At 70.5% G+C, this 12176-nt stretch carries 7 protein-coding genes; 6 read left to right on the top strand and 1 reads right to left on the bottom strand.

The annotated features are described in order from the left end of the window. The 6 genes from H0U68_RS17930 to H0U68_RS17905 form a co-directional block, all read left to right on the top strand. A partial coding sequence (locus H0U68_RS17930; protein ID WP_365732068.1) for an amino acid adenylation domain-containing protein occupies positions 1-2345 on the top strand: 2345 nt, incomplete at its 5' end. Next, positions 2342-6727 carry a non-ribosomal peptide synthetase gene (locus H0U68_RS17925; protein WP_296358062.1) on the top strand — a complete coding sequence of 1462 codons (4386 nt, stop codon included), beginning with the start codon at positions 2342-2344 and terminating at the stop codon, positions 6725-6727. The genes H0U68_RS17930 and H0U68_RS17925, both read left to right, overlap by 4 nt. A gap of 15 nt (positions 6728-6742) precedes the next feature. Continuing rightward, the gene (locus H0U68_RS17920; protein ID WP_296358061.1) at positions 6743-8272 is read left to right on the top strand and encodes a tryptophan 7-halogenase; all 1530 of its coding nucleotides are present in this window, start codon (positions 6743-6745) and stop codon (positions 8270-8272) included. A gap of 10 nt (positions 8273-8282) precedes the next feature. Continuing rightward, positions 8283-9029 (top strand): putative 2OG-Fe(II) oxygenase, encoded by a 747-nt coding sequence (locus H0U68_RS17915; RefSeq protein WP_296358059.1) that lies wholly within the window; start codon positions 8283-8285, stop codon positions 9027-9029. A gap of 2 nt (positions 9030-9031) precedes the next feature. Beyond that, positions 9032-10012, top strand: a complete 981-nt coding sequence (locus tag H0U68_RS17910) for a methyltransferase (protein ID WP_296358057.1) — start codon at positions 9032-9034, stop codon at positions 10010-10012. Positions 10013-10031: 19 nt separating this feature from the next. Continuing rightward, positions 10032-11309 carry a PLP-dependent aminotransferase family protein gene (locus H0U68_RS17905; RefSeq protein ID WP_296358055.1) on the top strand — a complete coding sequence of 426 codons (1278 nt, stop codon included), beginning with the start codon at positions 10032-10034 and terminating at the stop codon, positions 11307-11309. 15 nt (positions 11310-11324) lie between these two features. Here the strand turns inward: H0U68_RS17905 and H0U68_RS17900 are convergent. Next, positions 11325-12176 (bottom strand): alpha/beta fold hydrolase (locus H0U68_RS17900; protein WP_296358053.1); only part of this gene is annotated, 852 nt, incomplete at its 5' end.

Here is a 12176-nt window from a genome sequence, read left to right as displayed (position 1 = left end):
TGGTGTTCGGCACCGTGCTGTTCGGCCGCATGCAGGGCGGCGAAGGCGCGGACCGGGTGCTGGGCCTGTTCCTCAACACGCTGCCGCTGCGCGTGCGCATCGGCGACGCGGGCGTGCGCGACAGCGTGCGCGCCGTGCACCAGTCGCTGGCGGAACTGATGCGGCACGAGCATGCGCCGCTGCAGCTGGCCCGGCGCTGCAGCGCGCTGCCGAGCGCGGCGCCGATGTTCAGCTCGCTGCTGAACTACCGCCACAGCACAGCGCCGCCGCAGGGCGCGGACGCGCCGGCGCGCGGCGTGCTGGCCGAGGCCGGGGAACGTACCAACTACCCGTTCTGCCTGTTCGTGGACGACCAGGGCGAGGGATTGCGGCTGACGGCGCAGGTGCAGCAGCCGCTGGATCCGCTGCGGATCTGCGACTTCGTGCAGCGTGCGCTGGAGGAGCTCGCGGATGCGCTCGACAGCGCGCCCGAGGCGCCATTGCGTGGGCTCGACGTGCTGCCGGCGCGCGAGCGCAAGCAGGTCCTGGCCGGCTGGAACCGCACCGCACCAACCCCGCAGGACACCCCGGGCTGCCTGCACGAACGCTTCGAGGCACAGGCCGCACTGCGCCCGCAGTCGATTGCGCTGCTGCACGAGCGCGGCCAGTTGAGCTACGGCGGCCTCGACGCCCAGGCCAACCGCCTGGCGCACCACCTGCGCGCCATGGGCGTGGGGCCCGACACGCGCGTGGCCGTGTGCGCGCAGCGCGGCGCCGAAATGGTGGTCGCCCTGCTCGCCATCCTGAAAGCCGGCGGCGCCTATGTGCCGCTCGATCCGGCCTACCCCGCCGAGCGCCTGGGCTTCATGCTCGCCGACAGCGCGCCCCTGGTGCTGCTCACGCATGGGGACGTGCCCGCCGAACTCGCAAGCGCATCGGTCCCGGTGCTCGACCTCGAGGCCGACGCCGCGCTCTGGGCCGACCTGCCCACGCACCGGCCCGAACCCCTGGCCACGCCGGACCACTTGGCCTACGTCATCTACACCTCCGGCTCCACCGGCCAGCCCAAGGGCGTGCTGGTGGAACACCGGAACGCCACGCGCCTTTTCACCGCCACCCAGCCCTGGTTCCGCTTCGACCACAACGACGTCTGGACCCTGTTCCACTCCTTCGCCTTCGACTTCTCGGTGTGGGAACTCTGGGGCGCGCTGCTGCACGGCGGCCAGCTTCTGATCGTGCCGCAGGCGCTGACGCGCAGCCCGGCCGCCTTCTACGCGCTGCTGTGCAAGGCCGGCGTCACGGTGCTGAACCAGACACCGAGCGCGTTCCGCCAGCTGGTGGCGGCGCAGGCCGACAGCGTGCTGGCACACCGCCTGCGCACCGTCGTCTTCGGCGGCGAGGCGCTGGAGGTGGCGACCCTCAAGCCCTGGTTCCAGCGCCCGGTGAACGCCGCGACGCAATTGGTCAACATGTACGGCATCACCGAGACGACGGTGCACGTGACGTACCGGCCACTGGCAGCCGCGGACCTCGAACAGGCAGCGGCCAGCCCGATCGGGCAACCCATCCCGGACCTGCGCGTCTATGTGCTCGACGCGCAGAGCCGGCCGGTACCGGTGGGCGTGCCGGGCGAAATGTACGTCGGCGGCGCGGGGGTGGCGCGCGGCTACCTGAACCGGTCCGAGTTGACGGCCGAGCGCTTCCTGGACGACCCGTTCGACCCACTGCATGGCGGGCGCATGTACAAGACCGGCGACCTCGCCCGCCTGCTGCCTGATGGCGCGCTGGAGTTCCTCGGGCGCAACGACTTCCAGGTGAAGGTGCGGGGCTTTCGCATCGAGCTGGGCGAGATCGAAGCCGCGCTGGCCCGGCAGCCGGGCGTACACGACGCGGTGGTGCTGGCGCGCGAGGACGGCGCCGGCGACAAGCGCCTGGTGGCCTATGTGGTTGCCGGCGAAGGCATCGATGCCCAGGCGCTGCGCACGGCGCTCTCGGCCGTCCTGCCCGAGCACATGGTGCCCGCGGCCTATGTGCGCCTGCCGCAGATGCCGCTGACCACCGCCGGAAAGCTCGACCGCAAGGCGCTGCCGGCGCCGGACGGCGAGGCCTACGCCACCACCGACTACGAAACGCCGCAGGGCGAGACCGAAACGCTGCTGGCCGCCATCTGGGCCGAGCTGCTGCAGGTCGAGCGCATCGGCCGCCACGACGACTTCTTCGCCCTCGGCGGCCACTCGCTGCAGGTGATCCGGATGATCGAAAACATGCGCCGGCACGGCCTCTCGGCCGACGTGCGCGCCCTGTTTGCAGCCCCCACCCTGGCGGCCTTCGCCGCCGCCACCGAAGACATGGAGATCAAGCTATGAACGCAGCCGAAGTGCTGGACTATCTGCAGGACCAGGGCGTGGTGCTGTCGGTCCAGGAGGACGACCTGGTCGTGCAGGGCAAGCGCAACGCGCTGAGCGACCAGGCCCTGATCCAACGCATCCGCGACAACAAGCCCGCGCTGATCGAACTGATCCGCAACGGCGGCGCGCGGCCCGCGCGCGCGGCGCAGTTCGTGGTGCCGCCCAACGCCATTCCGGCCGGCGCGCGCGCCATCACACCGGCGATGCTGCCGCTGGTGCAGCTCACCCAGTCGCAGGTGGACCGCGTCGTGGCCACGGTGCCGGGCGGCGCTGGCAACGTACAGGACATCTACCCGCTGGCGCCGCTTCAGGAAGGCATCCTGCTGCATCACCAGACGGCGCCGCAAGGCGACATGTACATCGAGACCAGCGTGATCCCGTTCGAGAGCCGCGCGCAGATCGATGCCTTCGTGCGCGCGCTGCAGGCCGTGGTCGATCGCCACGACGTGCTGCGCACGGCCTACGTGTGGGACGACCTGCCCGAGCCGGTGCAGGTGGTGTGGCGCGCCGCGCCGCTGGCGGTCGAACTGTTCGAAGCCCGTGCGGCGGACGGGCCGGTCGCCGAACAGCTGCAGCGCCGCTTCGATCCCAGGCACCACCGCATGGATCTGGCGCAGGCGCCGCTGATCCGGCTTTGCATTGCGCACGACGCGGCCAGCGGCCGCTGGCTGATGCTGAAGGCCACCCACCACCTGTGGGGCGACCACACCACCAACGAGCTGCTGCACGAAGAGGTGGTGGCGCACCTGCTGGGCCAGACCGATCACCTGCCGCCGGCGCTGCCGTTCCGCAATTTCGTGGCGCAGGCGCGGTTGGGGATTCCGCGCGAGGAACACGAGGCGTTCTTTCGCAAGATGCTGGGCGACGTGGACGAGCCCACGGCGCCGTTCGGCCTGGCCAACCTGCAAGGCCAGCTGTCCGAGGTCGAGGTGGTGTGCGAGCGGCTGGACGACGACCTCGCCAAGCGCCTGCGCCGCTGCGCTCGCACCGCGGGCGTGAGCGTGGCCACGCTGTGCCACCTGGCCTATGCGCTGGTGCTGGCGCGCGTTTCGGGCCGTGACGACGTGGTGTTCGGCACGCTGCTGTTCGGCCGCATGCACGGCGGCGAAGGCGCCGACCGTGTGCTGGGCATGTTCCTCAACAGCCTGCCGATCCGCATCCGCGTCGACGCGACGGGCGTGCGCGAGGCCGTGGCCGCGGTGCACCGCCTGCTGTCCGAGCTGCTGCGCCACGAGCACGCGCCGCTCGCGCTGGCCCAGCGCTGCAGCGCCATCGCCGCACCCACGCCGCTGTTCAACGCATCCTTCAACTACCGCTACAGCGCCACCACCCAGGCGCCGGAGCACCAGGCCAACCCCTACGCGGGACTCGGCGTGGCCAGCGGGGACCGGCAAAGCGAGCTGCCGCTGATCATGGCGGTGGACGACCTGGGCGAGGCGCTGGAGCTGACGGTGCATGTGGACACGCGCGCCGACGCGCACAGCGTCTGCGGCCTGATGCACGCCGCGCTGGCGCAGCTGGCCGGCGCGCTGGAGCAGGCACCGGCGACGCCGCTGGACACGCTCGACGTGCTGCCGGCGGCCGAGCGGCAGCGCCTGGTCGCGCAATGGAACGCGACCGGCGTGGATTTCGCGCGCGAGCAGTGCATCCACGAGGCCTTCGAGGCGCACGCGGCGAACACACCCGATGCCGTGGCGCTGGTGCAGGGCGACGCCAGCCTGGCCTACGGCGCGCTGAACGCGCAGGCCAACCGGCTCGCGCACTACCTGAGCGACCTGGGTGTCGGCCCCGGCACGCGGGTTGCGATCTGCGCCGAGCGCGGCTTCGGGCTGGTCGTAGGCCTGCTCGCGGTGCTGAAGGCCGGCGGTGCCTATGTGCCGCTCGACCCCGACTACCCGCGCGAACGCCTGAATTTCCTGCTGCACGACAGCGATCCCACCGTGGTGCTGCTGGACGCCGTCGGCGCCAAGGCATTGGGCGACGGCGTCGAGCACCGCTGCGTCGCACTAGACGTGCAGGACCCGCCCTGGGCCGATGGGCCCGAAGGCAACCTGCCGCCGGCGTCGCTCGGCCTCACGTCGGAACACCTGGCCTACGTGATCTACACCTCGGGCTCCACCGGCCAGCCCAAAGGCGTCATGGCCACGCACCGGGGACTGGCCAACCTGGCGGCGGCACAGGCCGCGCTGTTCGGCCTGTCGCCCACCAGCCGCGTGCTGCAGTTCGCCTCGCAGAGCTTCGACGCCAGCATCTTCGAGCTGGTGATGGGCTTCGTGCCCGGCGCCACGCTGGTGCTGGCGCCGACCTCGCCCGACCGCTGGTCCGGTGAGGCGCTGGCCGATTACATGGCACGGCACGAAGTCACGCACGCCACGCTGCCGCCGGCGCTGGTCGCGACGATGCCGCTGCCCTCGCCCGGCCAACCGGTGCTGCCTCGCCTGGCCACGCTGGTGATGGCGGGCGAAGCGCCCAATCCGGCCGTCGCCGCCGCCTGGGCGCGCGGCCGCGCGGTCTTCAACGCCTACGGGCCGACCGAAACCACGGTGTGGTCCACCGCGCACCGCTGCGGCAGCGATGAGACAGATGTGGTGCCGATCGGGCATCCGGTCGCCAACACCCGCATCCACCTGCTCGACGCGCACGGTCGGCTGGCGCCGCTGGGCGTGCCGGGCGAAATCTGCATCGCCGGCGCCGGCGTCACGCGCGGCTATCTGAACCGGCCCGAGCTGACCGAAGAGCGTTTCGTTCCAGACCCGTTCGACGCCACACCCGGCGCCCGCATGTACCGCACCGGCGACCTGGCGCGCCGCCAGCCCGACGGCAACCTGGTGTTCCTGGGGCGCAACGACTTCCAGGTGAAGATCCGCGGCTTTCGCATCGAGCTGGGCGAGATCGAAGCCAAGCTGGCCGAACACCCTTCCGTGCGCGAAGCCGCCGTGCTGGCGCAGGACGATGGCGAAGGCAGCAAGCGGCTGGTCGCCTACTACACCGAGTCACTGCCGACCGACGACCTGGACTGGAACGAGGTGTTCGCCAACATCCTGGGCGGCGACCAGCCCGCCGCCCCGGACAACCGCCAGATGGCCAAGGAGCTGCACGCGCACTTGGCCAGGCTGCTGCCGGACCACATGGTGCCCTCGGCCTATGTGCGGCTCGACGCGCTGCCGCTCACGCCCAACGGAAAGCTCGACCGCAAGGCGCTGCCGGATGCCGAAGGCGCCGCGCAGGCCGCGCGCCGCCACGAGCCGCCGGAAGGCGAGCTCGAGGGCATCGTGGCGCGCGTCTGGTCCGAGGTGCTGAAGGTGGAGCGCCTGGGCCGGCACGATAACGTGTTCGAGCTGGGCGCGCATTCGATGCTGCTGCCCACGGTGGTCGGCATGCTGCGGCGCGACGACCTGCGCATCAACGTGATGGACATCTTTCCGCACCCGACGGTGGCCTCGCTCGCGGCCCACCTGAAGGCGCAGGCGCTGGAGCACGCGCTCGGCGAACTGGTGGACAGCATCGTGCCGGTGCGCAAGACCGGCACGCAGCGCCCGCTGTTCCTGGTGCACGAGACGCACGGGCTGGACATGTACTTCCCCGTCATCGGCCAGCACATCGATGCCGACATCCCGGTGTACGGCCTGCCCGGCATGCCGCTGGACGGCCCGCAGCTGCAGACCCTGCCGGCGCTGGCCGAGCGCATGGCCGGGATCATCCGCACCGTGCAGCCGGAAGGGCCGGTGCGGCTGGCGGGCTGGTCGTTCGGCGGCATGCTCGCCTACGAGATCGCGTCCCAACTGCGTGCGCGCGGCGAGGCGGTGGAATTCATCGGCCTGCTGGACACGGTGGCGGGCCCAGAGGTGCCGGAGGACGGGCCAGCCGTGGCGCGGCCGGACACGCCGCACGGCGTCCTGATATTCGCCTGCGAGGCGCAGGCCGAAAGCGCGCCCGAAAAGCGGCGGGCGCTGGACGCGTTGGCACCGCTGGCCGGCGACATCGCCTACGACGACCTGTTCGCGCGCTGCGCCGGTGCCGGGCTGCTGCCGCACTTCATTTCCCGCATGAACGCCACCGAAGGGCGCCAGTACCTGGCGCGGCTGGTGGCGCACGAGAACGCGATCGGCCACTACGCGCCGCCGCCGGTGGACGTGCCGGTGCACCTTTTCGTGGCCGAGGAGGAAATGCATAAGGCCGGCCCGGACTACGAGTTCTTGGGGTGGGACAAGGTCCTGCCTGCTCATAGCATTCGAAAGATTGCGGTCAAGGGCAACCACCGCACGATGGTCGAAGTCCACGCCGATGCGCTCGGCCGGGCAATGACCCTGGCCTTGACGACTTCAGCAACCAACCAGTGAAAAGGTGCAACTGACATGAGCAATCCCGCAAACGAAGACTTCGATGCCATCGTGATCGGCGGCGGCCCGGGCGGCTCCACCGCCTCGAGTTTCATCGCGATGCAGGGGCACCGGGTGCTGCTGCTGGAACGCGACCAGTTTCCGCGCCACCAGATCGGCGAATCGCTGCTGCCCTCCACCGTGCACGGCATCTGCGCCATGCTGGGCCTCACCGACGAGATCAAGAACGCCAACTTCCCCCGCAAGCGCGGCGGCACCTTCCGCTGGGGCAAGAGCCCGACGCCCTGGACCTTCGCGTTCTCCAAGAACCCCGACGCGCCGGGCGGCTTCGCCTACCAGGTGGAACGCGCCAAGTTCGACAAGATGCTGCTGGACAACAGCCGGCGCAAGGGCGTGGACGTGCGCGAGAAGCACGCGGTGGAGAAGATCGTCTTCGAGAACGGCCGCGCCACGGGCGTGAACTACGTGGACGACCAGGGCAACAAGCGCACGGCCACCGCCCGCTACATCGTCGACTCGGGCGGCAACGGCGCGCAGTACCACAACGACGACATCGGCAAGCGCGTGTACTCGCAGTTCTTCCAGAACGTGGCGCTCTACGGCTACTTCGAGCACGGCAAGCGCCTGCCGCCGCCCAACGAGGGCAACATCCTGTGCTGCGCCTTCCGCGACGGCTGGTTCTGGTACATCCCGCTGTCCGACACGCTGACCAGCGTGGGCGCGGTCGTGTCGCGCGACGCGTCGAAGATCATGCAAAGCGGCCAGGAGGAAGCGTTCAAGCACTTCGTCGACGCCTGCCCGATGATCAAGGAGTACCTGGGCGGCGCGCGCCAGGTCACCGAGGGCACGTACGCGGGCTTACGCGTGCGCAAGGACTACTCGTACTGCAACACCGCGTTCTGGAAGCCGGGCCTGGCGCTGGTGGGCGACGCCGCCTGCTTCATCGACCCCGTGTTCTCCTCGGGCGTGCACCTGGCCACCTACTCCGCGCTGCTGGCGGCCCGCTCCATCAACACCTGCCTGAAGGGCGCGGAAGCCGAGGACGCCTGCTTCCAGGAATTCGAGCGCCGCTACCGCCGCGAGTACGGCAACTTCTACCAGTTCCTCACGGCCTTCTACGACATGCACCAGGACGAGGACTCGTACTTCTGGCAGGCGCGCAAGATCCTCAACACCGAAGAAGTCGGCAACGAAGCCTTCGTGCGGCTGGTGGCCGGGGTGTCGTCGGACGACGAGCCGCTGTTCAACTCGGCCGAGTACTTCCAGGCGCGCGCCGGCTTCGGCGACTGGTTCCAGGGCGTTCTGTCCAACCAGAAGGTCAAGCCCGACGTCGCGCCCGAGTTCGACAAGTCGAAGTTCGATCCGGCCAAGTTCATGCAGGGTTTCACCAGCGAAATCTCGCAGCTGCAGATGCAGGCCGCTTTCGGCAACGAGCGGCCCAAGGAGCTGCCGATGACCTCGAACGGCCTGGTGCCTTCGCAGGACGGCTTCCATTGGGAGAGCGCGGCGGCCCCCGTGCCGGTCGCCCCCGTGGCGGTGGCCTGAGGAGGTACCGATGTCCGACCGACAGTTCAAGTCGCTCGCCTGGTGGCCCACCTCGATCCTGACCCTCGAGCAGCCCGATGCCCGCGAGCTGAACGCGGGGCTGCGCCGCATCATCCTGGAGATGGAGCGCGAAATCGTCCGCAAGGGCAAGCCGCTCAAGGTGGCGGGGCTCGAAGAGGGCCTGAGCACGCTCTGGCTCGAATACAACGTGCTCAACTGGGACTATGACGAGTGCAGGGAGCTGCGCCGGCTGGTGCTGGAGGGCTACGGCGCGTTCATCGAGACGCTGGGCATGGCGGGCGACCCCGGCATGGAGATCACCGGCATCTCCTGCTGGGCCAACATCCTGCGGCCCGGGCAGTCGCTGACCCTGCACCACCACGACCCGGCATTCGCGAGCGCGCACTACACGGTGACGACCGGCTGGGAAGACGGCACGCTGGTCGACTCCGCCGAGGCCGGCCACACCATCTACTACCGCCCGGGCTTCATGGACCGCAGCCACGGCGGCAAGGCCAACGGCATCAGCAGCCTGTGGGACGACGACTGGCGGATTTCCCGGGCGCCCAAGCCGGGCAACATGATCTTCTTCCCGAGCTACCTGCGCCACGAGGTGCGCCCGAACGTCGGCACCAACGAGCGCATCTCCATCGCCATGGACATCTTCGTGAAGAAGCAGGAGCTGCCGATGTACTTCGGCGGGCCGCGCTGGTTCGTCCCGGCCACCGAGGACGACGTGGTGCGCCAGGTCATCTGAGCATGGAAGAGCGCGCCGCATACGACCAGCAGGCGCGCCGCCAGGCCTTGCCGACGGTGGCGCTGGCGCTGGAGCTCGGCTTGTTCGAGCGGATCGCCGGCGGGGAGTGCACGGCCACCACGCTGGCGCCCGCGCTCGGCGTGTCCCTGCGGGCCTGCGAAGTGCTGGTGTCGGTGTGCGCCGCGCTGGGCCTGTTGTGCATCGCGCCCGACGGCGTGCTGGCCTGCACCGAGATGGGCAGCACCCACATGCTGCGCGCGTCGCCGAAGTACCGCGGCCCGCCCGTGCCCGCCGGCGACCATGCGCTGACCGCCCTGCGCCGCGCCGTCTGCGAACCCGGTCAGGCGACGCACGAGATCGCCGTCAACATGGAGGCGCTGTCGGAGGAGAACGCGCGCTGGTTCTCGCAGCAGATGGGCAAGCTCTCCGGGCCGGCCGCCGCCGCGCTGGCGCGCGAGCCGGTGTTCGCCGGCATCGGCGAGCTGCTGGACGTGGGCGGCGGCGCGGGTGCCCTGTGCTGCGCCCTCGCCTCGGCGCATCCCCACATGCACTGCACGGTGCTCGACCTGCCGCCGGTGTGCAAGGTGGGCGCAGAGGCGATTGCGGCACAAGGCCTGTCGGACCGCGTCGCGTGCTGTCCGGGGGACATGTTCAAGTCGGCCTGGCCCGGGCAGCGCGACGCCGTTCTGTTCAGCAACGTCTTTCACGACTGGGAGCTGGACACCTGCGCCGGTCTCGCGCGCCGCGCTTTCGACGCGCTGCGGCCGGGCGGCTCGATCCTGCTGCACGAAATGCTGCTCGACGACGACCGCAGCGGGCCGCTGGCCGTGGCCTGCTGCTCGGTCACGCTGCTGCTGTTCGAGCGCGGCAGGCAGTACACGGCCAGCGAGTTCCGGCAGCTGCTTGCCCAGGCCGGCTTCGTGGACTTCCGCGCCACGCCCACCTACGCCTACTATTCGCTGGTGCAGGCGCGCAAGCCCTGACACCGAAGGAACCAGCACCATGCCCACCACGCCCGCCCCCGCCGCGGCGTCGCGCCTCGACGTCATGAATTTCCTCAACGAGATCGCCGGCGACAACCCGCAGGCCCTGTCGTTCGCGTCCGGCCGCCCGGCCGAAGCCTTCTTCGGTGCGCAGGAGTACATGCAGCGCATTCCCGAGTTCGTGCGGCACCTGCAGGGCAGGCTGGGCGGCAGCTTCGACGACACGTTCAAGCAGCTGGCGCAGTACGGCCGCACCAACGGCATCATCAACGAACTGATCTCGATCCAGACGCTGCGTGACGAAGGCGTGGCCAGCGAGGCCGGCCACGTGATCGTGACGGCCGGCTGCCAGGAGGCGATGGACCTGTGCGTGACCACGCTGTGCCGCGAGCCGGACGACGTGCTGCTGGTGCGCAGCCCCACTTACATCGGCATCACCGGCGTGGCAGACATCAACGGTATCGAGATCGTGCACTTCTCCTGCGCAGCTGCGGATTCCGTCGCTGATGCCCTCACGGCGGCGATCCGGGGTGCGCGGCAGCGCGGCAAGCGCCCGCGGGCGCTGTACCTGGTGCCGGACTTCGACAACCCCACCGGCACCGTGCTTTCGCGCGCCGAGCGCGAGGCGATCATCGCCATCAGCGCGGCCGAAGGCGTGGTCGTCCTGGAAGACAACCCCTACGGCATGTTCCGCTACGAAGGCACATCCGAGCCGCGCATGGCCTCGCTCGATGCGCACGGCTGCGTGGTGTACCTGGGCACCTACGCGAAGACCTTGTGCCCCGCCCTGCGCGTGGGCTTCATGATCGTGCCGCCCACGCTGTTCGGCGACGCGGCGGCGGCCAAGGCATTCATCGGCGCGGTGTCGCAGGCCAAGAGCTTCGTCACGGTCAACACCAGCCAGATCGCGCAGGCGGTGGTCGGCGGCGTGCTGCTGGCGGAAGACCTGAGCCTGGCGCGCCGCATCGTTCCGGCCATCGCGTTCTACCGGCACAACCGCGACGCGATGGTGCAGGCGCTGCAGGCCGAGTTCGGCGCGGACGCCGGCATCAGCTGGAACGAGCCGCAGGGCGGGTTCTTCCTGGTGCTGTCGCTGCCCTTCGCGTTCGGGCGGGCCGAGGCGGAGATCTGCACGCGCGACCACGGCGTCATCGTGATGCCGCTGTCCTTCTTCGCGCTGGACGATGGGGAATCGCACCGCGTGCGCCTGGCCTTCAGCAATTCGGATCCGCAGCGCATCCGCGAAGGCGTCGCGCGGCTGGGCCGCTTCGTGCACGGCCGGCTGCGCGGCGGCTGATACCCCGGACTCGGCTCAGTGCGCCGCGTCGGCGGTGGCGACCGCGTCGGTCCACCACCGGCAGAGCGCCCGCACGTTCGCGTCTTTCAGCACCGTCATGTGGTTGCCGGGCCCGATCCACAGCCGGGTCTGCGGCGCCCAGGCCTGCCAGCCGGAAAGGCAGGCGATCTGGTGGTGCTGGTTGTCTTCCGCGCTGAAGCGCGTGTCCGCCACCAGCACCAGCCGCACCACGCCGTCGTAGACGCGCGGCGGGCGGTAGCTGGTGCGCAAGGCGGTCGCGAAGGTGCGGATGGGACCGACCAGCACATCCGGGCTGGACCGCGCGGGTAGCAGGCCCGACCGCGCCATCGCGGCGTGCAGCTGTTTGCGCATCGCCGCCGGGTGCAGGCGCGCCAGGGACGCCGCATCCACCCCCAGCGGCTGCCCGGCCGCCAGCTCCAGCACCTCGACGAAGCGGGCCAGCGCCTGGCCGGCGCCGTGCTCCTCGCCCAGGCCGCTCTGCCTGCCGTCGGGCGCCTCGCTGTCCACGATGGTCAGCGAGGCGATGGAGCGGCCCAGGGCGCGCAGCTGGTGCGCCATCTCGAACACGATCCACCCGCCGAACGAATGCCCGAACAGGTGCAGCGGCCCGTGCGGGCGCACCCGCTGGACCGCCTGCACGTAGTGCGTTGCCGCCGCGCGCACGCTGGAATGCGGCACCAGCTCGCCATCGGTGCCGCGCGGCTGCAGGCCGTACAGGGAGAAGTCGTCTCCCAGCACCGCTGCCAGCGGCGCGAACCCGACAACGCTGTCGCCGGCGCCGGGCACGCAGAACAGCGCCGCGCCGGCGCGGCCGGTCCGGATGGCGACTTCCGGGCGGTCCTTCGG

Source organism: Ramlibacter sp. (assembly GCF_013697775.1).
Taxonomy (GTDB): Bacteria; Pseudomonadota; Gammaproteobacteria; order Burkholderiales; family Burkholderiaceae_C; genus Ramlibacter.
This window is presented reverse-complemented; position numbering and strand designations above follow the sequence as displayed.

Excerpts from the sequence above, each read along its gene's own strand:
- H0U68_RS17905 (WP_296358055.1), top strand. The coding sequence starts at position 10,032 with ATGCCCACCACGCCCGCCCCCGCCGCGGCGTCGCGCCTCGACGTCATG.
- H0U68_RS17920 (WP_296358061.1), top strand. The coding sequence starts at position 6,743 with ATGAGCAATCCCGCAAACGAAGACTTCGATGCCATCGTGATCGGCGGC.
- H0U68_RS17910 (WP_296358057.1), top strand. The coding sequence starts at position 9,032 with ATGGAAGAGCGCGCCGCATACGACCAGCAGGCGCGCCGCCAGGCCTTG.
- H0U68_RS17925 (WP_296358062.1), top strand. The coding sequence starts at position 2,342 with ATGAACGCAGCCGAAGTGCTGGACTATCTGCAGGACCAGGGCGTGGTG.
- H0U68_RS17915 (WP_296358059.1), top strand. The coding sequence starts at position 8,283 with ATGTCCGACCGACAGTTCAAGTCGCTCGCCTGGTGGCCCACCTCGATC.